Below are 23,527 nucleotides of genomic sequence, written 5' to 3'. Positions count from 1 at the left end.
AGGCTGTATATCAAATGATCTGTCAAAAGAAAGTTTTAGATGGCCTCTGATCGTTAAAGAGCATACCCGTAAATATCTTTTAGTTTTTGTGGCTTGCCGTGGTCATCAATAACATCGAGGTCGTACCTGATAATTATTTTTGTGTTGATCGGGGCGTAATAATAGATCACCCAGGCATCGGATTCCCTGGTGCCTATGCAGCCATGTGAATAGGCTTTTCCAAGGGTGATGGGGTTTGTGGTCGGGTGTATGAGCTGCCCGTTTCTCAACCCGTTGATCTCGGTTTCCAAAAAAGGAATGAGGGGCAGCCTGGTCACCCGGTTGTCGTCTCTTTTAGTCACAAAGTACTCATGGTTGTTAACAGGATTCACATATCTCGGGTTTTTATTGTATCCTACAATGGTGCCAATACCCGGTTTCGTTCTTAGATCTTCAATCCTGCCGGACATTTCCAAGTATTTTTTTTCGTGTCTGCCAACGCGAATGGGAAACTCATAAAGCTTCAGGGTATCCTCATAGATACGGAGTTTAAACTCGGGGATATTGACATCCAAATAGGTATGCTCCAAGGCCGTCATGAGTTTTGCAGCCGTTAAGGAATCCGGAATCATGAGATCAGAGCCTTCGGCCAGGGCGATCAGTTTTCTTTGGTTGTACACGAACGAATCCCGTGCTTTCATCCTGTAATAGTCGGTGTTTCTGAGGGTGTCTATAATCCATGGATTACTTTTAACAAGGAGGTGCTCCGTGAGGGTATAGGGCGTCATGGAATCGTATGTGCTGACAATAGAATCCATATAGTGAAAATAATGGGCAACACTAATATTCCGGTCAATTCGAATGTTCAGCGGAAGGGGATGATCCAATAACGCATTGCCGCCCTGACTATCCGAGTTGTCGTTAAAGGGATCTTGCTTCTGGCAACTCACCTTGAAGCTCACCAATAAAAGCAGCAGGGTCATTAATGCCCATTTTGATACGCGTTTCATGGTTTTTATTTTAAAATTGTCAGCTGCAGGTGTTGGGATTAGAAACCTATTTTTTCGAAATGCCTACGGTTTCCTGTTGTTTGCCCCCGATAAAATGGAAGTGATGATTAATCCAACGCCCAGCCCCAGGAGTATAGCGCCGACAAACATTAAAGCGGATTGCTCCAGGAAAAAGAAACCCGTACCTAATCCTGCGAGAATGCCACCGCCAATAGCCCAATTACTTTTGTCTTCTTTTGTGTTCATGATGTTATGTTTACTATAAATTGATATGATGTCATTATGGAATTCTTTCTGCGGGTTCTTTTGTTTTAATTCGCCCGGCAGTGCATCTTACATACGATTTTGCTTTTTGTCCTAATGTGTTTTTCTCTCCAAAGGGAGGATACCCTATTTTTGACAGCATCTTTTTTACGACTTTGATATCCGCTTTGTTGTGATGCTCGAAAGTAATGGTGCTGTAGGGCAGTTTAAAGCTGATGTTTTTGATATGCTCGAGTTCCGAAAGCCTTTTTAGGATGACCCCCTCGCATCCTGCATCTTTTAGGTTTTGTATGTATAAGGTGGTTTTCATTATCAAGTAATGATTATGGATAAAGGTAGAATTTAGCCCATAAGCATAAAATGATAATCATCAGTCTTCTGGCATGTTTTCAATATGGTTCCGGTTGTACTACCTGTCTTTTCATCAGAAATGAAAGAAGCTTCAGCGTTTGAGATGTTTTTGGGTTTAAGAATGCACGTCCCCTTTTTCAGTTAATGTCGATTCATTGGTCGGGAGGGCCAACGATTTCAACGAAAACACCATCAGGATCCTTGATAAAGACCAGTTGATAGGAGTCTCGCTTCACCCAACCTACCTTTTCGATGCCGGATGCACTAATCCGCCTCATGACCTCCTTAAATGCTTCAGCATTGTAAAAGAGGCTAATATAATTGACACCTGAATGGGTATCAAATCCCCCTTGGTCCGTACCTTTTTCCGTTTTATCGAAATAAGCTAGCTTCAATACCGTAGCGGAAGACCGATCTTTCATTTTAAACTGCTTCACGGAGAACGGTTTCCCATGTGCCGCCCCGGCCTCCTTACTCCATTGCGCATCCAGACTAAAGCCTCCAATGGCTTGCATACCTAGTATGTTTTTATAGAAGTGCTCTGAAATGTCAATGTCGCTTACCACTAATCCAATGGCAGCAACGCCCAGGTCCGCATGCGATTGGGAAAATGAGGCGTTGTGGAACGTAAGTAAGCCGAATAAATAAATTAAAGTTGTTTTTCTTAAAAGGTGCATAGTATATCGATTAGCGTTACTTTACTAAAGATAAGTATTATTTGGTCATACAGACAGGTCATAGTATAGAGTGAATAAAGGGTAATGAATGGAGGAAGATCCGGTAACCTAAGTCATCCCACGGCATCATGAAGGAAAATAGTATCTTAGGGATCCAAAAGCAGTCATAAATGGCAAAAAACAACAATGCACCATCCTGGTTAGGGATACTAAGGGAGTTGCTCGAAGCCTTTATTAAAAGTTCAGGCAGTGGCTCAAGAAGCAGGACCTGGAATCAGCATGTGGTCCCTTATGAGGATGGTTGGGCGGTACGGCGCGAAGGCAATAAACGAATTAGCTCCAAACACAGAAAACAGAGTACAGCGATTAGAAAAGCGAAAGGCCTGGCAAGAAAACACAAAGCGCATGTGATCATTCACAGACAGGATGGGACCATCAGGGACCGAATCGATTTTGATTAGGTAGTTGTACCCGGATATGGTGCTCTGAAACTTTTTATTCGAGTCATAAAGGGATTTTCTGTATCTTTCAGCACCTTATCTATAAAAAAGATGTCAGGATGAATGATTTCCATTTCGGCCATATACTACTGATGTTACTCGTACTCTTTTTTGGGATTCTGTTTCCATTACTGTATTTGGGATATAGTAACGGGTTACGAAAAAAGAGCAGTGAGAGCCCGAACAGGGGCTGCTGGATCGCCGTTTTTGTCATTTCTTTGGTGGTTACAGTAATTGCAGTGTTAGGAATTGTCATGGTCGTTTTATTGGGTGCCGCCCTGACAGGTAATCTCAGCTGAAATGGCCGGACGTCACCCCTAATATCTTAAAATAAACCAGGCTTTGATCGTCCCTTGTAAAATTCCGGGGTCAGAGCACAATGCAATATGGAATTATGAAACGAATCAAAAAAATTGTGAAGGGATTGGCAGTTCTCTTCGTGCTTTTGGTATTTATTATACTGCTGTTCTACCGTCAGGAGGCCTATCGCCTGTATAAGGTGGTCACCTTTTTTGAACCGGAGCACATATCGGAGAACTTTCGTGAGGTCGCCTCTATTTTCCCCATCAGACAAGTCCCTAAATCGACCCGGGCCCATACCTTTCCGTATGCGAAGAAGGCATTAATGCTTCCCGAAACCTTTTCGCACAACGATTCCGTTATAGATACACAGTCTTATCTCGATTATACGCTCACCGATGCTTTATTGGTCATACAACAGGACTCCATTATCTACGAATACTACAGTAATGGTTTTCAGCCAACCGACACCCATATCTCATTTTCCATGTCAAAATCGGTCATCTCCGCACTCATTGGAATAGCCATTGAAGAAGGCTATATTAAGGGTATAGAGAACACGGTTACGGAATACCTGCCGGAGTTTGCAGGTACGGGTTATGACGGTGTTAGAATTAAGGACGTATTACAAATGTCCTCAGGGGTGCGGTTTAATGAGGATTACAGCGATTTCTACTCGGACATCAACATTATGGGACGCTATTTTGCCATCGGTAAACCCATGAGAAAATTTGCCAAAACCCTGGAGCGTGAACGTGAACCCGGCACCTATAATCATTACGTGAGCATCGATACTCAGGTCCTTGGTATGATCTTAACCGAAGCAACAGGTATGTCCATTTCCGAATACATGCACGACAAGCTGTGGGAGCCTATCGGGGCGGAATCTGATGCCTTCTGGATCATTGATAATGAAGGGATGGAGTTTGCTGTGGGCGGACTGAACTGCACCGCAAAGGATTATGCCAAAATTGGACAGCTCTTCCTGGATTCAGGCCGTTGGAACGGGAAACAGGTGGTGCCCGGCGCCTGGGTTAAGGCTTCTGTTACACCCGATGCGCCTCATGTCATGCCGGGGGTGCGCCCTAATGCGAGATCAAAAGACGGCTATGGGTATCAATGGTGGATTCCCCTAGGTGCTGATGACGAGTTTAACGCTCAGGGCATCTATACGCAATTCATTTATGTCGATCCTGACAAGGATATGGTTATTGTTAAACTGTCCTCGAACCATCATTTTAAAACGGATACAACCGGTTATTTTCATGACCATGAAATAGCGCTGTACAGGACCATTGCCGGTCAATTGGGGCCTTTGAATGAAACGGGGACATCCCTTTTGGCCAATTAATTTCTAAAGCGAACGAATTTATTTATGCATCGTCTTGGCAGGGCCACAGCAAACAACTGTATGGCTCTGTGGAGTTCGGGTAAATGTATCCTAATTCAGGACTCAACCCGATAAAAGGCCTCAGATGGTTTCCTCAAAAAAGGATTGATATAAGCGATGCCGTTTCAGAATATCTTTGACATAGTTTACCGGTTCGGTGCCCTGAACATAACCGTATTTGATCTCAGGTCGTGTATAGTATTTCTTCAAGGTTAACTTCAGAACGGCCTGCTCGACATGATCGTCCCAAAGTTTCGGATTGCCCCCCAATTGTGTGGTGAGACGTACGGCATCTTTAATATGGTACAGCCCCGCATTGTAACTGGCCAGGGTGAACTTGATACGCTCCTTGACGTCGGGGATCGACTGCCATTCATTCCAGAGGTCAAGTAAATAGGAGGTCCCGCCTCGAAGACTTTCTTCCGGGTTGGCTGTATTGGTTATACCGAGTTCTTCGGCGGTCGAGGGCATGATTTGCATTAAACCATGAGCGCGGGCCCAACTCTTGGCCTCAGGGTCAAAACGCGATTCCTGATATACCTGACTCGCCAGTAGCAGCCAGTCCCAGGGGAGGTTTTCAGCATATTTCTTTATCAAGTCATCGTAAGGGCTGATCTCCCCGGTCCGGTTAAAATAATAATCACTTTCCACATGTCGTAAAATACTGGACCTGTTTTTGAAATAACGATTGTAGATAACGTAATAGTCGGTACGTTGTTTCATTTGAGTGATCCATGCATCCAACGCGGATTTCAGCTCCGGCGTATTTCGACGTAACACCCAGGACGCCCGTTGGGAAAAACTAATGGGGGTTGACACATGAAGGTTCTTAAAGTGATATGAAAACACGTTGGCTATGGTGTTATCAGCAATGGTGTATTTAATATCGCCTTTGTGTACCATGTGGATCAATTCGTCTGTAGAAATGGATGAATCCACAATGTTCATATGAATTAAGCCGCCAATTTCATTCATAACATTTTCGAGTCTCATTTTATAGGAGGAATGGTCGCGAATGGTCACCGTGTCCCCGATCAAATGAATTGGATCGTGTTTGAGCTCTTTGTCTATTTCATGAAGTTTCATCGCCCTCCAGTTTTTGGGCTTTCGCTGCACCAGGACCTGCTTTGTTAGATACAGATAATCGGAGAACATAAAGGACTTTTGCCGATCCAGGGTTACGGTAAACCCATGGGCAATAAGATCGCCAGCCCCGCTATTCAGGAGTTCGCCTAATTCATCAAAATTTTTAGCCACGATGATCTTGAGATCAACGTTCAAATGTGTGGCGAAATGCTTCAGAAGTTCATACTCAAATCCCATGGCCTGTCCTTTGTACAGAAAATAGCTCGTGGGACCCTCAAAGACAATGGCGCGTAAGGTCCCCCTGGATTTGATCTTGTCCAAATCAAATTTAATGGGTTTGGATACGTTTTTTTTAAATAATGAATGTCGGTCCGCCAGGTCAGAGGACGCATTGGTATGCCCGCAGGACAGGGATAAAAGAATTAAGACTGCGGTTATGGTATTTCGTATAAAGCGCATCATTGGTGTTTGTTATAAATTGAACCTGTATAAGATACACAAATATGAAGATTTACAAAAATGGGTGATAAGTAATGACTCAGGGTCTGATTTAGGAATATCTGCTTCTCGTTTAAGCATTATAAGTCATTCGCGCAGTGGTTTTAGGCTTTTTTATGTTATCCAAGTTTATTATGTTTGTGGCCTGCCTGTGGCAATTTACGGCTCTATAGTTCAAGGGATAGAATAGGAGTTTCCTAAACTCTAGATCCAGGTTCGAGTCCTGGTAGAGCCACGAAGGCGGGCAGGGAATAGTCCCGAGCCCTAGGTAGGAACAAGACTTATTAATATTATTTGCTTCCCTCTTTAGTCCGATAAGTCCATAATAGCTGGCAGGCGAGTGTCAATCAATTGCAAAAGACGTCAAAATCAATGCTGTTTGACGACCTTTGGGAGGAGTTCATTGATTTTAGTCTTCAAAATTTGAATTGACCGCCGAAGCTATAAGGACTAGACCTTTTTGGTTCTTTTTACGGCAATGGTAAAAAGAACAATTAAACATAGCATCCTATTATCCAAAACCCTTCATCCCCCGATCCCAAGTATTTGGGAGGGATCCACCTCCCCTACCTTGGCGCCACCTAGTGCCTGCGCTAAAACAGTCTACCAGACTGTTTCTTTACGCTTGGCCCGGGAGAAAGGGGAGTTTGAAAAAAGTATTTCTTGGTTAGAAGAATAAGCTCTGTATAGATTCCTGCTGTAGTTTATCTTGAGCCATAGTCGAAAGGCAGGAATGACAAGAAAATTCAAAACTGCAATGTACTTCTCCAATAGTAAGAATAGAAGCTCAAAAGCTTGGAAATCCAGGAGCGAAGCGACGCCAAGTTTTGAGCTTGGTTCACCGTAGGTGAAATTCCTACTATTGGTGTCCTTTTTTTAGGTTCAGTTTTTTTGGACAAGCAAAAAAATGAACAAGTCCAAGTGTTCAAAATACATCCTATGGCATAATCCACTTTTTTCATTTAAATATTATTATTCGATTTTATGAATTTTGATTGCATTTTACCGATTAAACTTGTAGTAATTGGGCAGGCCATATTTATTAATGGATTCCTGCTGTAGTTTATCTTGAGCCATAGTCGAAAGGCAGGAATGACAACCATTATGGTTTACGCTTTGTAAAGGATACATAACTTTCCTCGGTATGATATTGCCCTGAGCGCCCGCCTACCGGCCGACAGGCAGTCGAAGGGTTGGACAAGCAAAAAAATGAACAAGTCCAAGTGTTCAAAATACATCCTGCGGATGTATTTAGCAAAGGAGCGAGCCGTCGAGTTGGCATAAAGTGTGACGTGAAGTTTGATTAAAAAAACACAAACCTGTAATAAGCAGGAAAACCTGCCTGGATTTTTAGGAAAAAGCCCTGGCTGTGGATCCAAAATTTCATGCTTAGGAAACTTAGAAAACATCGGCATGAATTGGAGGAAACGTAAGCAAGAAATGTCCATTTCTTGCGCATGCTTCTCAGGCCCTGTAAACACTAATGATTCCAAAGGATAATCAGGGATTTTACAGTTTAGCCGTATCAAAAAGAATGCCTTTTGGGTTTGTTAAAAAAGTGTCTCATTGAAGAACCCTCGGCAAATAATGCTCTAGCAGCCATGCCGAATGCTAACCGGGAATCCGTGCGCATAAAAAAACCGTCATTAGATGACGGTTTTATGAAGGTATTCTTATTCTATTGCATCGCATTGGAACAGAAGGCCAGTGATTCGGCTAACCGTTCGAAGGTTTTATTGAAATGGCCACCTTTAAAGGTTTTATAGGTATAGTCAATACCATAGTAATCCAATTTGGCTATGATATAGGGATAGGCCTCCTGAATACCGAGTTCATCGTAAATACCCACGTCGAAATAGATCCCTTTCAATGATTTAAAGGCGTTAACATGGGAGTCCAACAAAGTAAACACGTCATGTTCGTACCATCTGGCAGCGACTTCGGGAAGTGGCTCCGGGTAAGGCCATTCAAAAGGTAAATCGACAAAGAATGGTGGATTCTCGAGATTGGGCGACCAGGCAGCACTCATGGCATATCCCGCGGAGGTTAAGAATTTCGTGGGATCGGGACCGGTAAATCCATCAGGGTTTTCTGCGATGACAACCTCACCAAGGGAGAGAACGGCATCGACGAGTAATAATCCGCTATGACTGGCAACGGTGCCAAAGATATCGGCGTGCTTCAAACCATATTTGAATGCTGCATATCCTCCTTGAGAATAGCCAATTAAGGCTCGTCCTGAGGCATTGGATATGGTGTTATAGTGTTCGTCCATATAACGGACCACATCCTGAACAATATAATCCTCAAAATTGCCATTTAATATGGAATTGGAATAAAAACTGAACCTGTAACCTGCCTCACTGTCGGAATTGGGCATAACAATAATCATGGGTTCCATGGCCCCGGAATCAATAAGATCATCAACCCAGGCTTTGAATCCTTGCTCGGGAAAATCGGGATACTCTTTAAAATAACCGTTGGGGTTTATGGTTTCATCCCAGGTCTTCATATCGATAAATGTTTTTTCGGAAAATGGTTCACCATGGAGTAAATAAACAACGGGATACATGCGATCGCCGTGCTTATCATAACCGGGTGGTGTGTAAATCTGTAATTTTCTGACGTTGGTATTACCTAGCGCATTATGTGTAAGCGCTTCACTTATAAATACTCTATTCTGAAGTTTACTTTTATGGACAGCTTCAGTATCGTGTTTGGAGGCTGAAAGGTCCTGGGAATTGGATTCTAATGGGTCAACTTCGCAGTTCCAGAAGACCAGTAGGGCCGCCATTAATGTGTAAATAAATCTGAAATTTTTCATGAGACACTAGTTTTAAGTTTATTGTAATATTCACCGGTTCAGAAGACAGAGGTATATAGGTTTATACCCAAGGGCCCTGACCTGAACCTAATTGATTTTCAATTGGAAAATTAATTCTCTTTTCCCGTAAGGGCTTGTTTTTAAGTATCAAATGTTTGCCTGAACGTCTCAGAATGTAATGCAAATGAACACTATTAAAGCCACCATTTCAGATTTTGGTCTTACTGGGGGCATGACCAAATTCTTTGGCAAAGGTCCTACTGAAATGGGAGAGGTTTTTAAAACCGGTATCGTAGGCCACTTCAGTGACATTGCGATTGGTGGTGAGAAGCAGTTCTCTGGCTTTTTTTAGTCTTAGGGTACGCAGGTAACAGTATACGGTAGTGTTTGTAAGAGCGGAAAATTTGCGGTATAATTGGGCTCGGCTCATCCCCAGAGATCGACATAAGGCTTTAATCCCAAATTCTTCATCAGCTAAATGGGCCTTTAGAATGGTATGGACCTCATGTATGAACTGGTCTTCTTTGCATCTGTCTGAACGTACCATAGTATCCGAACTGAGCTGTTCCTGATGTACCGATCGGTAGCGCAGTTGAAGCTGATGTCTCAAAGCGATGAGCTTATTTATTCTTATGAATAGTTCTTCCTGATTAAAGGGTTTATTCAAGTACGCGTCGGCACCGCACTTAAGGCCTTCATTACGCGAATCGGAATCCACCCGAGCTGTTAAAAGCACGATGGGGATGTGACTTGTTCTGATGTTTTCCTTTAACTTTTTACACATGGTGAACCCGTCCATAACCGGCATCATAACATCGCTTATAATGAGATCCGGAATGATCTCCAGGCTTCTGTTCAGCCCTTCAAATCCATTTCCTGCTACTTCCAGGTGATAGTAAGGGGCCAGCAGGGACTGGAGATAGCGTATAACATCAGTATTATCTTCAACAATAAGCAAAGTAAGTTGGTTAGTGTCCTGCCTTTCAACCGCCGGGGTATGCAACATGACCGAGCCATCATGTGATGCTTTGGGCGGCAATGGAAGTTGTGCTATGGGCGCCCTATTGGTAATGGGCAGGGTAACGGTGAACAGGGATCCTTTGTTGTAGATGCTGTTGACCTGTATGGTCCCGTCAAGGAGTTTCACGATTTCCCTGGTTAACGAAAGGCCTAAACCGGAACCTTCCTTAAGGGTTTCAAGATGGTTTTTAGCCTGGAAATAGGGGTCAAAAATGCGATGCAATTGATCCTTGGGAATGCCGATACCGGTATCTTTAACCTTTAACACGAAGCTATAGTCTTCAATTCTTGTGAGACCTATTTTTACGGAACCCCTGTCGGGAGTGAATTTAATGGCATTGGAGATTAAATTGTAAATGATATCATGAATTTTGTCCGGATCGAAATCCATCCGGATGGTTTTCGGTTCAGCAGAAAAGGAGAGTTTTATATGTTTTACTGCGGCGAGGGAGTGGAAGGACTCGACAAGATATTCAATATACAATACAATGTCATCCTGGATAAAGTTCAATGGCATGGAGCCGGCCTTTAATTTTGAAAGGTCAAGCAATTTATCCGTAAGGCTGATGAGATTTCTACTGTTTCGTTTCACGATACTATGACCTTCATTGAGCCATTTGGAAGGGTTCTTCTTCATCTGATCTACCATACCGGCAATGATATTAACAGGCGTTCGGAATTCATGGGTGATATGGGTGTAAAATTTAGTCCTTAGCTCATCCAGATCCTTTACCCGTTTTTTTTCTTGTGCTTTGATCCTCTGTAATTGGGTCGTATAATAGTAGAGCGTAAAGAAGGTGAAGGACGAAAAAATAAGTAATCCGACAAAATAGTGGGCAAAAAGATGATCGTCAGGGCCATGAGGATTAAGTAAGGTAGCTATGATCAGGGACACTATGAAAAAGATAAAAATAAAGACAGCTCTTTTTTTATTGGGAAGTGTAAGTGCATATATAGGGGCCATTAGTCCCACATAAACAGGCGTACCCACGTTAAGCAGTCCACCCATTAGGTAGACCTTTATGGACGTCATTACAACCAGGATGAGTTGGGTTGCAAATGCAAATGATTCAATGTTTCTTCTATGGAAATGAAAGATCATCAGGGGTATCATCAGACCCAGACAAAAAATGATGTTCATGACAAACACCACTGGTCCTGAGGTGAAACCATAGATAAAGGTAAAGGGCAACAAGAACAGGAGACCGCCTATATTGAGTAAAAGCCATGTTATTTTCAGGATAATGTTATCCGAAGTATCATCAGATTGATAAACATATTGGGTCAATCCTTTATTTAGTTTCTGTAACAGATGTTCAATTGCTTTGATGGTAAAACAGTTTTAGAGACTCAGGCTCTAAAAATACTGGAGACTGTTTTTTTTGGCAATGATTAATATCAGTCCCTTAGGTTCCGGATCTGAGCTTAGCACCACGAAGAGTAATACCATCTGCAGCGGTGAGATGTATTATGGGAGAGCAATAAGAGAATGACAAGTGCAATTTTAGTCCTTGCTCAATGCGGTTAAAATTAAAAGCAATTCAGCCGAACCGTCCAAGGTGGGTTCATTGGTGCTGTAGTCAGCCCAGTCGTCATGGTATTTTATATGTTGGGGTTGCAAATGGGCATATTCATCCGGGGCGGACAACTCAATACCGATCATGTTGTCGAGTATGGATGTCCAGATCGGACCATCCACCAGGCTCCCTTTTATGGCTTCTTTTTTTATCTTCCAGAATGGCATGTGCACATCCACCGGTGTATCTGCATTTTCGGGAATTTCCGTAATCATGCTCGAATTCCAGGGGTTCAGCCCCAAAAGCCAGTTCATATGGTTTTGCATCAGCGTACGGTATTTTTTCGAACCGGTCATGTCTTCATAGAGCATGGCCTGAGTAGCGACGGCAGCCGCCAGATTATTGGAACACCATATAAATAAATGACCGACACCATAGGGATTCTCTGCGGCGCTCTTCTCAATTTGCTCTAAATTGTGTTCATAATAGGCAATGGCCTCCTTTTTATCATTTGAAGTCCCGGACTGCCATAGGGCATAATGTCCCATATTCACAAAAGGATACATCTCATAGTGACGGGCGGTATCGCGTTCCATCCAGGACCAGGTTCCAATCCTTTTGGCATAGGCTCTGGCCGCGTCGAGAAATGGTTTTTTTTTGGTAATCCTGTAGAGTAAGGCAGCGGCCCATTCCATATCATCAGCCCAGGTATTTTCTTCATAGCGGTAGGGCGCGCCGTAACTGTTCCCTTGCTGGAAGCCTTCCTGCCTTCTTCCCATGGCATAGAGCTCATGTGCCGCTTTGAGGCACTCATCGGCAAATCCTTTGTGCGCTTCGAATGTACTAAACACCTCATAGCCAAGCGCAAGTGTGGCAGCAGAGCGCCCGGCCAAATTGGCAATTCCCGTTGCCTGGCTTTGATATTCAGAAAGCCCCTGGGGTTGTCCCGTGGCGTAATAAACGGGCCGAAAACTATTGGCCCCCCACCCATAGTCGGCATTGTCTTCATGAGGCAGTTTAAACCCCCGGTGGTCCCTGTCGTCAGCAACCTGGTGGTATAACTCATCCGGGGCGGGATGTAATTTCAACAGCCATTCCAGGCCCCAGCGGGCTTCATCCAGAATATCGGGCAGATCGTTCGCCCCAATCAGCCCTTTGGCATTGTACTCATCCTTAAACTGATCGGGTTTCATTTGAAAGGCCATGAGCAGTCGGGCCGTCGTATTGCTCCCGGTTATTAAATATTTTAATTGGTCGCCGGCATCATGCCATCCGCCGGTAGCATCAATGCGGGTGCTATCCGGTCGTTTACCATAAAAACTGAGTCCGTCTTTTTGATGACAAAACGCCCCTGTGTAAGGGTTGAAACCGCAGCGCTGGGTTCTGATAAACCCAACGACATCTTCCTGCCACTTCGGATAGGGACCGATAATAAAATTATGACTGGTGATGCCACTGCCTTTAAGTTGAAAGTAATAGGATCCTTCATCCTGAAAATCTGAAAAGTCAAAAGTATAGTAATGCGAAAATGGATACCAGTGGGTGCTATGCAGAACCCCCTTATAGGTGCCGCGCATGGTGCCTGTCGCATCCATCAGGATTAAGGTGGGAGCTTCCAAGGCGCTTTTACTCAACAGGAGAGCGGTTTTGGGCATGTGGCTTGGGTAGCCTCTCAGATTCACCCTGATTTCCATATCGGATGCTGCCTGAATGTGATGTGTTACAAGGGCTAATGCAATTAGGATTATAATTCGAAATAGTTGAATCAAAGGTCTCATACCGCATATGTTTATATAAAACTAATCAATTGGACGGGAAATAACGAGGGGATCAACACCTAATTTACGGCATAAGATTGAAGAACAGAAAGAAGTTAGGGATTCCCGTATCTGCAGGTCAGATGAAGCGTTAAATGATAGACCATCTTTATACATTTACCGCGTTCTCAACCTTTTTCAGGACCATTTTTAGCCATTTTAAAGTTGTATTTATGCGACGGAATGGTCTTTTTTAAAATTGAATCAATACTTGTTGATCCAGGAAAATTTGTCCTTTATTATGGTATGTTTCTGAGCTGTAATATAATCGAGGTAGGCTAAGGCGGCAGGCGACAGTTTTTTGGATTTCAACCAGATCAAATTCCATGTTGTTCTAATGGGTAAGCCTTTAACGGGAATGATTTGCAGATCACCGTTCATCATTTCATTCCTTAAACCGATTAAGGGCATAATAGAGCAGCCTAAACCGGATATGACGGCCTGTTTGACCGCCTCGTTCGAGGTGAGTTCGATTTTTTTCAATCCGGAAAAGTCACTTTTGTTAATAAAGGCCTCCATAGCATTTCGAGTGGCCGAACCATGTTCTCTGTAAATGAGAGGAAAGCGTTCAAACAGTGCTTTTGTCGTATATTTTTTTTCAAATTGTAATTTCGAACTGCCTACAAAAAAAAGTCTGTTTTCCATGAGCTCGATGTTATGGACATCCAGTTTCTCAGGTAGGACGGAGACCAAAGCTAAGTCCGTAGTATTGTTTTCCAGGTCTTCAACAACCTTGAGTTTGTTCGTAACATCCATGTTCAATTCCAGTGCGCTGTGTTGTCTCATAAAATCGGAAAGAAAATAGGGCATCACGTATTTCCCGGTAGAGGCAATGGATAGTTTTAACCGTCCGGATAACATGCCTTGAAAGGCTAAGGTCCTATAATTTATGGTATGCACTTCGTCAATAATTTTTTGCGCAATACCGGCAATTTCCTTTCCAAAATGCGTGATATAAAGCTTTCTACCGACAACCTCTGTAAGCGGAATGGCAAACTGATCCTGAAAATTCCTGAGTTGGATGGATACGGCAGGTTGGGTGAGATGAAGCTCTTCCGCTGCTTTAGTGATACTCTCCAGTTGCGCTATTTTCAGAAATATCTGAAGTTGATGCAAAGTATAATTCATAAATAAATTTTATATAAAGCATAACAAATATAAATAAAAATATATGGAAAAAAGTTATAAACTTTGTGCCGAATTTTTAAAACAATAAATTATGGAAACACAAGTATTAGAACAATTAGAACAAGTTGAACAAAAAATCAAGTTAGTGGATGGAGCGTTTACGCCTTCAGAGGCTAGCGATGTCGTCAGTGCTTTAATCGATGAAAAGATCAATTTTCACAAAATCCACAGGTTAAAGATCTGGGAAGGAAATCACCACTGTGAAACCACAGAACTCAACAGTCGAATCGAGGAGCTTCAGAATGAAAAAATAGTAGCCAAGGAATTTATCAATAAAGTACGGGCCATGGGTGGCATGTTGAGGATTAATGGACACCTGGAAATTTCATTAGCAGAAGAAGTATAATTAAAACTATGAATATGTATAAACTATTATTATTACCAATTATAGGTTTAATCACCTTAATCTTTTTCACTTGGTCTGCCTTTTCCCTGGATGCTGTATTTTTTAACAAACTCCTGGTTTGTGCGTTTATTCTCGTTCTGGTATTTATTGGAAGACTCAGGGCCTCAAAATAAACCGATATGAAACAGTTGATGAATCGCTCTTTACCGCATGTCTTAGAACCACACCAACAGGAGGAAATCTCGGGTACGGATGCATATGCTGGATTAGTTAATAAAATGCATTCTGGTTTACTATGGATAACCTGCTTTGTATTTGTGATATGGCTGCTTCTATTCACACCTGAAAATGACACATACCTTTTCGGGGATTACTTTAGATTTGATGCCTTCACTTTACTCATCTGGGTGGTGGTTACCTTTTTTAGCGCTCTTATTAGCAGTTACTCTGAGGACTATCTCAGAGGCTTTAAAAGACAGGGTGTATTTATAGGATACGCTTTCGGGTTTACCATTTCGGTCATGCTTTTGGTCTTCTCAAATCATGTTGTACCCTTAATACTAAGCTGGCTGGCAATGGGACTGTTTATGGCGCAGTTGATAGGCATTAAATCCGATTGGAATGATGCTGTACAGGCTGCTAAGTTTACCAGAAGGTATTTTTTAGCGAGCACTTTATGTTTAACCTTTGGTCTGTTGTTAATGGCGTTTCATGCAGGGGAGTTTACCTTAGCGGGGCTGTTATCAGCTATTGAGGACCTGCCTGGTTATATCAATGTGCTTGCAGCCCTGTGTATTGTTTTGGCCGCCATCATCCAGTCTGCCGTATTTCCTTTCCATCGCTGGCTCCTTTCCGCCATGACGGCACCAACACCAGCCTCTGCTCTGATGCATGCCGGTTTTGTTAATGGTGGTGGTATCTTGTTGACCCTGTTTTCTGTATTGATACTAGCCTCAGGGACCTTCGATCTGTTGTTCCTTATCGGAGGTCTGACGGCGATAATAGCACAGTTTGCCAAATTGTTACAGGTGCATGTCAAACAGAAATTAGCCTGTTCCACCATTGCTCAAATGGGATTTATGATCATGCAATGCGGATTGGGCTTTTTTAACGCGGCCATCGTGCATCTTATCCTTCACGGTTTTTATAAGGCTTACTTGTTTCTCTCGGCAGGAGAAAGTATTGCATTATCCGAACCGAAACGGGCACCCGAAATAAGAATCAATGTGCCTCAAGGATTGTTAGTCCTGGTTTACGGTGTTCTCGGAGCACTTCTGTTTACCACCTTAACAGGCAAAGGCCAGGCTTTAGACAGTAGCGTGTTTTTAACACTCATTGTAGCTATAACTGTGGGGCAAATGACATACAATATTGTAAAACAGCGGGTATTTTCATTATTCCAAAAAATAGTCATCCCGCCGCTATTATTTTTTAGTGGGATTGTCATTTATGCGATGTTATTTAATGGCATAACATTGATTCTGACCAAAACAGCCATAGAAACAGCAGCTCTGCCTCTTTCCGGTGTGCAAATACTGTTTGGGCTTGTTTTTCTTATGGGGTTCTTTATTATGAAACTTGGCGTTTATCGCCGGGTACCCTGGCTTTACGTGAAACTCCTTAATATAACCCAACCCAACAAGAGGACCATTTTAAATTAGAATAGGTTAGTCATTAAAAACAGAACATTATGAATCACCGACAATTACATGATACGATCTTAGAAGCCTCGAAAGCGGTAGGCAAGACCTGGCCTCTTTACGCTTTTGTAACATCAAACCCCTTATCGGGTTATGAAGGCTCACATTTTGAAAAAGCCGTAAAACAAGCATCAGAAAACCTGGGCGCTCGTGTTTTTCCGAAGGCTTCTGTCTATAAAGACGCCTGGAATTCTGGCGAGATCAATCGAGATGTCATTCGAACATTATTGCGTGAGCAGGGTTCTAAACGAACTCCGGAGGAAAGCCTGGAATTTTTAGAGGCCTCTGAAGCCATTCAGATAAGTCCGAAATCCTCAAGTATTGATAAGCTTACGAGCAAATGGCTGGCGGCATTTTTGGATGAGGGATTGTCAGAATGGGACATGCCCAATCGGGAATTGGGATTTTTCAGGGCGTGGAGACGACTTGCTATTTATGACCAGGAACTGGGATTTAAAACCCTGAATGATATACCTGAATCCCCGGAATTGGCTATTGAAATGGCATTGAGTAGGTATAAAGAGGAGGATTATCTGAGCATCTTTACTGCACAGTTAGCGGCACTGCCGGGTTGGGTAGGGTATATTAATTACAGAAGCGAGGCCAATACGGCCTGGCAAAAGGCGTATCCTATCAACCTGACGGAGTATTTGGCGGTTCGACTGTGGATTACCATAAAACAGAACCTTTCCATCCGGCCGGAGCCAAAGATAGTGCATGATCAGCTGTCTGTACTTAAGATTCAGTATGCATGGCTAAAAGCCTGGGAACAAAGCTGGCAAAAAAAATTAACCGATATCGTCCGAGAAGGATCTAGACATATTGACAAGAATGTGGATGATCGTAATGCGCCCGCTGCCCAAATGGTGTTCTGTATTGACACCAGATCTGAGTGCATCAGAAGACATATAGAAGCCAAGGGCCCTTATGAAACCTTTGGATATGCAGGGTTCTTTGGTATTGCAATGGATTATGAAAATTTAAATGACGGTATTTCCAGAAAATCTTGTCCGCCTATTTTAGATTCTGCTTATAAAACAGTAGAAATAGGGCAGCCCGGTAAACAGACTGAACTGGCTGATTACAAGAAGTACATGGACCTGAAAACCTTTTCCAAATACTTCTTAAAGCGAATGAAGCACATTCTGCCCTCAGCCTTTGGTTATGTTGAGGGATCCGGTTTGTTTTATGGCTTGTCAATGATTGCAAGAACAGCTATTCCCGGGTTGCTTTATAAGAGAAAATGGAAGGGCAGTTTAGAGGCGGTTTGTGAACCTGACCTTCATAAGCATTCTGAACCGGATAGCGGGATACCACTTGAAGATAAGGTGGCTATCGTAAAAACGGCATTCGATCTTATGGGATGGGATCAATTTGCGCCGGTGGTTTTGTTTGTGGGTCACCGGGCTCACACGGCCAATAATCCGTATGGATCCAGTTTGGACTGTGGCGCCTGTGCAGCAAGCCCCGGAAGGCATAATGCTCGCATGCTGGCCAAATTGGCTAACATGAAAGTGGTAAGAGAGGCTTTGGCCCATGTTCATGGCATTCATATTCCGGAACAGACGATTTTTGTCGGAGCGGAACACAATACCACAACGGATGAAGTGGACCTATTTGATGCCCAGGTACCTGCCTCACATAAAAAACGAATTGAAAAGATTAAAGCGGACTTTTTGAAAGCACAGCAGACTGCCACCCAAGAACGTCTAGGGGTTGAAAAAAACAGTGTGAGGCTGGCCTTTAAAAAGGCCAATAACTGGAGCGATACACGACCGGAATGGGGTCTGGCAAAAAACGCAGCATTTATAATCGGGCCAAGAAACTTAACTAAGAAAACCCCTCTGGATGGACGATGCTTCCTGCATTCCTATGATTGGGAAATGGATAACACAGGAGCGGCGCTGGAAGCCATTATGAAGGGCCCCATGGTGGTGACACAATGGATTAACAATCAATACTACTTCGCTTCAGTTGACAATGAGGTGTTCGGTGGCGGATCTAAAATAATCCATAATATTACCGGGAACTTCGGGGTGGTTCAGGGCAATGGCGGCGATCTAAAAATGGGATTGCCATTGGAATCACTCCATCTATCCGACGAGTCCCTCTACCACAAACCCTTAAGATTAACCGTTGTAATTGCTGCGCCACGTGAACGTGTAAACACTATCATTTTGAACAATTCGGATATTAAGAACCTGATCGATAATGAATGGATCTATCTTATGGTAGTCGATCCCATTCAGAATGACAGGATGGAATTATATTGGAAGAATATGAACTGGAGCGTACTTTCCGAAGGGAATAATGCACCATCAATAAAAACAGAAAGGGTCATTCAAGAGGTAGCGGAGGATGTCCTGGTATAGGAATTAAAAATAGATCTGTTGTCATTGACTTTTAATTACCAATAAAAAGAAAGCCTAATTAGGTTGAGGTTTTCTTTTTCAATATATGATAACATACCTCATAATTCAGTTTTGCCATTTCTAATGCTAAACTTTGTTGGTATTAAAAATAACTCAACCACCAGTGGTGTTTATGACTCATTTTATAATTGCCAAACTTCAAGCAAATGGGGTATAACATTAACAAAATGCTCAACCAGATCAGATAAACCCACCCGAGGTTAACACCAAAACCGATCAGCTGCGAGTTGGTTGAAACAAATCCGCTTAATATCATGGATTCATAACCAAAGTCCGTGAATTCAGCTAAAAGGATTGCCAACAGGTGAATGGCATAGATATGGACGATGTAAAAGAAGAAAGGCACCTTTCCAAAAGTGGTGCAGAAGTTGACCAAACGACCTTTGAGGTTTTCTGAAGTCCCCAGAAATAGAATGGAAGGGCCAAGGGTCATCAATAAATAGGTTAAGGATGGCGGATATTTATCGGGATCCATAAAGGAGATGAGGGTTTGTATTCCATTATCAAATGCCATCCAGGGATCTGAATTTCCATAGAGGTTAAGACCTCTCAAGATAAAAAACCCGGCAATACAGGCCAAACCGATTATGGTAAAGCGTTGTTGTCGGTATTCAGGCTTTATGGTTCTATCGTAGAATTTGCCAAAATAGTAGCCTAGGGACATGACCCCTATCCAGGGAATAATGGGGTAAACCACCCGTAATTTTATACTGTCGAACAGGGTGAAATAGCTACGCTCATGGAGTATAGACCAAAATAGGTTCTCATTATAATGGAGGTTATCTAGCAAATGATGTCCAAAAATAATAACCAGACTCAAAATGAGAATTCGTTTCATGGACAGATGTACAATGGCAGCCAGAACAATCATACTGATGCCTAGGGACCATATAACCAGTAGTCCAAAAGAACTAAAGGAAATATTGAAACTCCAGCCAAAATAGACAATGGTGAATTCAATAAAGATCAACCATAGGCCCCTTTTTAAAAGAAATGAGGAGAGCTGGGCGGGTGTTTTTCTTCTGCCCACCAAAAAAGCTGAAATCCCGGCCAGAAAACTAAATGCCGGGGCACAGAAGTGGGTGATCCATCGTGTAAAGAACAGGAGGAGGTTGCTTTTTTCAGGATCGGCAGGATCGAAGAGAAAGGAATCGGTATGGAAATAATCGCGGGTATGATCGAGCGCCATGAAAATAATGACCATGCCTTTAAGGATATCAAGGGATTCTATTCGTTTTGTTTTAGGTCGATTCATAGTCTTATCGCAATTACCGGCCAAAGATGAAATAAACAAGACGCTTTGGCATTCACGTTATATGGTCGAATGTAAATGTAAATAAAATACTTAATCCTTTAGAAGATTTTTAGTATCAGGTGGTTGAGATAAGAATGGGCCTGTAGATAAGACCTTGGAGATTTTGTCAGATTAAAATTTTGACAGTACATCCGATATATTTTACACATGAACTAAAATTGAAGAATTCCGGTAGTGTTTTTACCAAGTAGGTTGTTTTATAATAAAGCACCCAAATCAGGAGTAGAATTTCATCCAAGAAAATGTTCTCCATGAACGAACGCCCCAAGTACACCTAATTTATGTTTTAAGAGTCACAATGTGTTGTGGCTCTTTTTTTTAAAATATAATTTAAAAAAGTGCCGCCTTATTAAGACATGATTTTTTATACAGATGTTTTGTAAGTCTACAAACACTGGTGCATAAGAGCATATTTTTAATTTTAACAGGCAACTCTTGTTATGATAGTCCTGTCCCGATTTATTCGAGATTGACAACAATGAAATGTATTAAATGGTTCTATGAAGTCCCTATCTGCTTTAGGGATTGTTGTTTTGTTGAAGTTGATGGACATGCAGGATGTACTAAAAAATAAGGCGTACGATTAGAAATCCTTTCGTTTACAGACATATATAATTCTGGCTAACGGCGCAGCCACCCAGGTAATCAGCATCAGGAAAGATACGATCAGCCCAAGACCGGTTCCAAAAAATTGCTTAAATACAGCGCCGGTATATCCCAATAGGGCCGAAATATCCAGTTTTAACAAGATGAGTATTCTGGACAGATCAATAGGGTTTAACATGGTGCCGGCCAAGGACAGTTTATCCAATGGGTATGCTTCTAATAGAATTAAGGACATCAAGAATATGCCATCATAAATTATGGCCAGGAACAGCCATAACAAGATGGCATAACCAACGCCTTTTATCTTATTATCGTTGCTCAGAGTTATATTAAAGGCCAGGGCGGTGAATATTAATGAGAGAAAACCGCCTATTAAGAGCAACAATGAAAAATCCCAAATGGCATTACTTTTAAATAACCCATAGATTACAAAAGGAATGCCCAAGCCAAGGATTAAACTCATTGATAACGATAAGGCAACCCCCAGATACTGTCCTAAAAAAATGGAAGAACGCTTAAGGGGCTGTGCCAATAAAAGCTCAGTGAATTCCTTGGAATTATAATAGTACATGACGCCAAAAACAGTCCCGATTAACGGCACCAGTATAATGATGATGTTCATTAAGGTTATAATGGCCTTTGAAAGGTCATTGTTCAAAAAAAGAAGTACAACACCGAGTAACAGATAAAAAGCGAAGTAGACGTAACTCCAACGACTGCGCATTAAATCAAAAAAGCTATATTTTAATATTTTGAGCATGATTGTCTTTTAAAATTGATGCGATGGCATGTTCAAAATCCAACTGCTGGGTTTTAGATTTCAAACTGCTGATACTTCCTTTGAAATATACCTGACCTTCAAGCAAAAACACAATTTCATCAGAAACCTCTTCAACAAAACTCATGATATGAGAGGTTATGAGTATGGTTTTTCCTTTTTTCTTTTCCCCATGAATCAGTTGTTTTAATTGAATTAGTGAAATGGGATCCAAACCTGTTGTTGGTTCATCTAAAATAATAAGCGGACTGTCAAACATAAAGGTTAGAACGATATTTAACTTTTGCCTGGTACCTCCCGATAGTGTACTCAATTTTTTGCCTAAATAGGGCGCTAACTGAAACTTTTCAATTAGGATGGAATCGTAGGCGACTTTACCACGTAAATCCTTGATCATTCGAATGAGCTCACAGACCTTTAAATTACCGGGAAAATTTGCTATTTGCGGTAGATAGTCGATTCTGTTTCTATAGAGTGAACGGTTTTTAGTAGGAACGCCTTCTACCAAAATGGTTCCTTTATCGGGGATAACCATGCCTAGGATAGACTTGATTAATGTTGTTTTTCCGGAGCCATTGGGTCCGAGGATCGCAAATATACCGCCCTCGGTGATGTCCAGATCAACACCACTCAACACATGGTTTTTGCCAAAGGATTTATGTAGATTTTGAATACGAATCATTATAATCTTTTAATTAATGGATTATTATCAAGCAGATTATCAGGCGTAAAAACCGGAGAAACCTTTTCTGAAAAATCTATAATATCTATGAACAAACTTCTCAAAAGAATAATCGTTTCCGGGGTACGATTTACAACGTAAGAGAAAAGTTTAACCGGTCTGTGAGGCACATCACCGATGCCATCCTTGTTAAGATCATAGCCCGTATAGTTACTCCAATAATTTCTGTCAAAACGATTATCATTTACATTACTGTTATAGGAAATGTCGAAAGAATTATATAGAAAGTTATTCTCTAAAAATTGATTGTCATAGCAGGCCCCTCTAACTTTGATAGCCCAGCCATTTTTTACGAAGTCGTTGTTGCGATACCTAATTCTATTTGATCCCTCAATATGAATCCCTGTAGTGTTTTCTTCAAATGAATTGCCAATAATTTCTGAATCATTGATTTCTTTTAGAAGCATTCCGTAAGACGCCGTTCCCCAGTTTTCTTTAAATGAATTATTGAACATTTTTATGTGCTTCGAAAACATAACGGCAACACCTGCTCCATTATTCCTAAACGTGTTGTCTTCGTAAAGATCATGATTTGAAAACATAAAATGCAGTCCATATCTCAGATTAGCTTCGCTCACGTTGTTTTTAATCTTACAATGATCTGAAAATTCCAAATAAATCCCATCGCGAACCTGTTTTATGTAATTGTGCTCAACGTCGACGTAATTGCTGTACCACAATTGAATACCATTGCCGGAGTTATATTCCTGTATGGCGTCACCAATGATTTTGTTATGGGCGATTTTACCAAAGTTGGATTTTTCCAGATATATACCAAAGAATAAGTTCTCCAACACCATATTTTCAACGACAAAATGCTTGCTTTTTTTTATGCGAATGGCAGCGTAGTCCTCAGTATAACTGGTGCCTACGTTCATAATATGCAGACCTTCAACAGTTACTGAATCTGAAACCACAGTTATAATCTCACCTTTTAACTCACCATCAATAATGGGATAGTTCTCTCCAACAATCGTCACAGGTTTGTCGACTAAAATACCATATTCTTTATAGGTTCCTTGTTTTACCAGAATGCTATCATGGTCATTTGCCATTGCAATAGCTTGCTTTATGGAAGAAATGTGGCAACCGTTACAAACTTGAAGGTTCTGGGAGTACCCACGAACACTCAATATCGTTAAAGCTAAAAGAATATAATGTATTCTATAATGTTTCATTTACCTTGC

Annotated in this window: 19 protein-coding genes and 1 tRNA gene; 7 read left to right on the top strand and 13 right to left on the bottom strand. The window is 41.9% G+C overall.

Going from position 1 to position 23,527, the window contains the following annotated elements:
* Nucleotides 1–53 precede the first annotated feature (53 nt).
* From MR041_RS03845 to MR041_RS03830, 4 genes are all read right to left on the bottom strand, one after another.
* Nucleotides 54–989 carry a L,D-transpeptidase gene (locus MR041_RS03845; RefSeq protein WP_242092266.1) on the bottom strand — a complete coding sequence of 312 codons (936 nt, stop codon included), beginning with the start codon at nucleotides 987–989 and terminating at the stop codon, nucleotides 54–56.
* Nucleotides 990–1,052: 63 nt separating this feature from the next.
* Nucleotides 1,053–1,235: a hypothetical protein gene (locus tag MR041_RS03840; RefSeq protein ID WP_242092265.1), complete on the bottom strand. Its 183-nt coding sequence runs from the start codon at nucleotides 1,233–1,235 to the stop codon at nucleotides 1,053–1,055.
* A gap of 34 nt (nucleotides 1,236–1,269) precedes the next feature.
* Nucleotides 1,270–1,563 (bottom strand): cation transporter, encoded by a 294-nt coding sequence (locus MR041_RS03835; protein WP_242092264.1) that lies wholly within the window; start codon nucleotides 1,561–1,563, stop codon nucleotides 1,270–1,272.
* A gap of 193 nt (nucleotides 1,564–1,756) precedes the next feature.
* A complete protein-coding gene (locus tag MR041_RS03830) occupies nucleotides 1,757–2,281 on the bottom strand; it encodes a VOC family protein (RefSeq protein ID WP_242092263.1) in 525 nt (174 codons plus the stop codon).
* 170 nt (nucleotides 2,282–2,451) lie between these two features.
* On the opposite strand from MR041_RS03830, the gene MR041_RS03825 reads away from it, so the two are divergent.
* The 3 genes from MR041_RS03825 to MR041_RS03815 all read left to right on the top strand — a co-directional run bounded on the left by MR041_RS03825 (nucleotide 2,452) and on the right by MR041_RS03815 (nucleotide 4,432).
* Complete coding sequence (locus MR041_RS03825) at nucleotides 2,452–2,742, top strand: DUF2188 domain-containing protein (RefSeq protein WP_242092262.1); 291 nt, start codon at nucleotides 2,452–2,454, stop codon at nucleotides 2,740–2,742.
* Between the two features lie 98 nt (nucleotides 2,743–2,840).
* The gene (locus MR041_RS03820) at nucleotides 2,841–3,080 is read left to right on the top strand and encodes a hypothetical protein (RefSeq protein ID WP_242092261.1); all 240 of its coding nucleotides are present in this window, start codon (nucleotides 2,841–2,843) and stop codon (nucleotides 3,078–3,080) included.
* A gap of 95 nt (nucleotides 3,081–3,175) precedes the next feature.
* Nucleotides 3,176–4,432 carry a serine hydrolase domain-containing protein gene (locus MR041_RS03815; RefSeq protein WP_242092260.1) on the top strand — a complete coding sequence of 419 codons (1,257 nt, stop codon included), beginning with the start codon at nucleotides 3,176–3,178 and terminating at the stop codon, nucleotides 4,430–4,432.
* Nucleotides 4,433–4,552: 120 nt separating this feature from the next.
* On the opposite strand, the gene MR041_RS03810 is transcribed toward MR041_RS03815, so the two are convergent.
* Nucleotides 4,553–6,019 carry an MltF family protein gene (locus MR041_RS03810; RefSeq protein ID WP_242092259.1) on the bottom strand — a complete coding sequence of 489 codons (1,467 nt, stop codon included), beginning with the start codon at nucleotides 6,017–6,019 and terminating at the stop codon, nucleotides 4,553–4,555.
* A 199-nt stretch (nucleotides 6,020–6,218) separates the two neighbouring features.
* On the opposite strand from MR041_RS03810, the gene MR041_RS03805 reads away from it, so the two are divergent.
* A tRNA-Arg gene (locus tag MR041_RS03805) sits at nucleotides 6,219–6,290 on the top strand.
* Between the two features lie 1,443 nt (nucleotides 6,291–7,733).
* Here MR041_RS03805 and MR041_RS03800 read toward each other — a convergent pair.
* The 4 genes from MR041_RS03800 to MR041_RS03785 form a co-directional block, all read right to left on the bottom strand.
* Entirely contained in the window at nucleotides 7,734–8,879 is a 1,146-nt protein-coding gene (locus tag MR041_RS03800; protein ID WP_242092258.1) for an alpha/beta hydrolase, read from the bottom strand.
* A 208-nt stretch (nucleotides 8,880–9,087) separates the two neighbouring features.
* Complete coding sequence (locus tag MR041_RS03795) at nucleotides 9,088–11,187, bottom strand: ATP-binding protein (RefSeq protein WP_242092257.1); 2,100 nt, start codon at nucleotides 11,185–11,187, stop codon at nucleotides 9,088–9,090.
* A gap of 216 nt (nucleotides 11,188–11,403) precedes the next feature.
* A complete protein-coding gene (locus MR041_RS03790; protein ID WP_242092256.1) occupies nucleotides 11,404–13,194 on the bottom strand; it encodes a glycoside hydrolase family 9 protein in 1,791 nt (596 codons plus the stop codon).
* Between the two features lie 243 nt (nucleotides 13,195–13,437).
* Nucleotides 13,438–14,361, bottom strand: coding sequence for a LysR family transcriptional regulator (locus tag MR041_RS03785; RefSeq protein WP_242092255.1), 924 nt, complete (start codon nucleotides 14,359–14,361; stop codon nucleotides 13,438–13,440).
* A gap of 91 nt (nucleotides 14,362–14,452) precedes the next feature.
* On the opposite strand from MR041_RS03785, the gene MR041_RS03780 reads away from it, so the two are divergent.
* From MR041_RS03780 to MR041_RS03770, 3 genes are all read left to right on the top strand, one after another.
* Nucleotides 14,453–14,767 carry a hypothetical protein gene (locus MR041_RS03780; protein WP_242092254.1) on the top strand — a complete coding sequence of 105 codons (315 nt, stop codon included), beginning with the start codon at nucleotides 14,453–14,455 and terminating at the stop codon, nucleotides 14,765–14,767.
* A 179-nt stretch (nucleotides 14,768–14,946) separates the two neighbouring features.
* Nucleotides 14,947–16,428, top strand: coding sequence for a proton-conducting transporter transmembrane domain-containing protein (locus MR041_RS03775; protein WP_242092253.1), 1,482 nt, complete (start codon nucleotides 14,947–14,949; stop codon nucleotides 16,426–16,428).
* A 29-nt stretch (nucleotides 16,429–16,457) separates the two neighbouring features.
* On the top strand, nucleotides 16,458–18,839 hold the full coding sequence (locus tag MR041_RS03770) for a DUF2309 domain-containing protein (protein WP_242092252.1): 2,382 nt from the start codon (nucleotides 16,458–16,460) through the stop codon (nucleotides 18,837–18,839).
* A 142-nt stretch (nucleotides 18,840–18,981) separates the two neighbouring features.
* Here the strand turns inward: MR041_RS03770 and MR041_RS03765 are convergent, their stop codons facing one another.
* The 4 genes from MR041_RS03765 to MR041_RS03750 form a co-directional block, all read right to left on the bottom strand.
* Entirely contained in the window at nucleotides 18,982–20,154 is a 1,173-nt protein-coding gene (locus MR041_RS03765) for an acetyltransferase domain-containing protein (protein ID WP_242092251.1), read from the bottom strand.
* Nucleotides 20,155–20,797: 643 nt separating this feature from the next.
* Nucleotides 20,798–21,580, bottom strand: coding sequence for an ABC-2 transporter permease (locus MR041_RS03760; protein WP_242092250.1), 783 nt, complete (start codon nucleotides 21,578–21,580; stop codon nucleotides 20,798–20,800).
* Complete coding sequence (locus MR041_RS03755; RefSeq protein WP_242092249.1) at nucleotides 21,558–22,280, bottom strand: ABC transporter ATP-binding protein; 723 nt, start codon at nucleotides 22,278–22,280, stop codon at nucleotides 21,558–21,560. Before MR041_RS03755 ends, MR041_RS03760 begins: the two co-directional genes overlap by 23 nt.
* Nucleotides 22,280–23,518, bottom strand: coding sequence for a nitrous oxide reductase family maturation protein NosD (locus tag MR041_RS03750; protein WP_242092248.1), 1,239 nt, complete (start codon nucleotides 23,516–23,518; stop codon nucleotides 22,280–22,282). The genes MR041_RS03755 and MR041_RS03750 overlap by 1 nt, the downstream gene beginning before the upstream one ends.
* Between the last annotated feature and the right edge of the window lie 9 nt (nucleotides 23,519–23,527).

Origin of the sequence: Aestuariivivens sediminicola, assembly GCF_022662015.1 — a bacterium.
GTDB classification, from domain to species: Bacteria; Bacteroidota; Bacteroidia; order Flavobacteriales; family Flavobacteriaceae; genus Aestuariivivens; species Aestuariivivens sediminicola.
This window is presented reverse-complemented; position numbering and strand designations above follow the sequence as displayed.

What these genes read in the sequence shown, in the direction of transcription:
- MR041_RS03765 (WP_242092251.1), bottom strand. Translation starts at nt 20,154, where the DNA reads ATGAATCGACCTAAAACAAAACGAATAGAATCCCTTGATATCCTTAAA.
- MR041_RS03810 (WP_242092259.1), bottom strand. Translation starts at nt 6,019, where the DNA reads ATGATGCGCTTTATACGAAATACCATAACCGCAGTCTTAATTCTTTTA.
- MR041_RS03825 (WP_242092262.1), top strand. Translation starts at nt 2,452, where the DNA reads ATGGCAAAAAACAACAATGCACCATCCTGGTTAGGGATACTAAGGGAG.
- MR041_RS03755 (WP_242092249.1), bottom strand. Translation starts at nt 22,280, where the DNA reads ATGATTCGTATTCAAAATCTACATAAATCCTTTGGCAAAAACCATGTG.
- MR041_RS03840 (WP_242092265.1), bottom strand. Translation starts at nt 1,235, where the DNA reads ATGAACACAAAAGAAGACAAAAGTAATTGGGCTATTGGCGGTGGCATT.
- MR041_RS03760 (WP_242092250.1), bottom strand. Translation starts at nt 21,580, where the DNA reads ATGCTCAAAATATTAAAATATAGCTTTTTTGATTTAATGCGCAGTCGT.
- MR041_RS03815 (WP_242092260.1), top strand. Translation starts at nt 3,176, where the DNA reads ATGAAACGAATCAAAAAAATTGTGAAGGGATTGGCAGTTCTCTTCGTG.
- MR041_RS03770 (WP_242092252.1), top strand. Translation starts at nt 16,458, where the DNA reads ATGAATCACCGACAATTACATGATACGATCTTAGAAGCCTCGAAAGCG.
- MR041_RS03790 (WP_242092256.1), bottom strand. Translation starts at nt 13,194, where the DNA reads ATGAGACCTTTGATTCAACTATTTCGAATTATAATCCTAATTGCATTA.
- MR041_RS03830 (WP_242092263.1), bottom strand. Translation starts at nt 2,281, where the DNA reads ATGCACCTTTTAAGAAAAACAACTTTAATTTATTTATTCGGCTTACTT.
- MR041_RS03750 (WP_242092248.1), bottom strand. Translation starts at nt 23,518, where the DNA reads ATGAAACATTATAGAATACATTATATTCTTTTAGCTTTAACGATATTG.
- MR041_RS03820 (WP_242092261.1), top strand. Translation starts at nt 2,841, where the DNA reads ATGAATGATTTCCATTTCGGCCATATACTACTGATGTTACTCGTACTC.
- MR041_RS03835 (WP_242092264.1), bottom strand. Translation starts at nt 1,563, where the DNA reads ATGAAAACCACCTTATACATACAAAACCTAAAAGATGCAGGATGCGAG.
- MR041_RS03780 (WP_242092254.1), top strand. Translation starts at nt 14,453, where the DNA reads ATGGAAACACAAGTATTAGAACAATTAGAACAAGTTGAACAAAAAATC.
- MR041_RS03775 (WP_242092253.1), top strand. Translation starts at nt 14,947, where the DNA reads ATGAAACAGTTGATGAATCGCTCTTTACCGCATGTCTTAGAACCACAC.
- MR041_RS03785 (WP_242092255.1), bottom strand. Translation starts at nt 14,361, where the DNA reads ATGAATTATACTTTGCATCAACTTCAGATATTTCTGAAAATAGCGCAA.
- MR041_RS03845 (WP_242092266.1), bottom strand. Translation starts at nt 989, where the DNA reads ATGAAACGCGTATCAAAATGGGCATTAATGACCCTGCTGCTTTTATTG.
- MR041_RS03800 (WP_242092258.1), bottom strand. Translation starts at nt 8,879, where the DNA reads ATGAAAAATTTCAGATTTATTTACACATTAATGGCGGCCCTACTGGTC.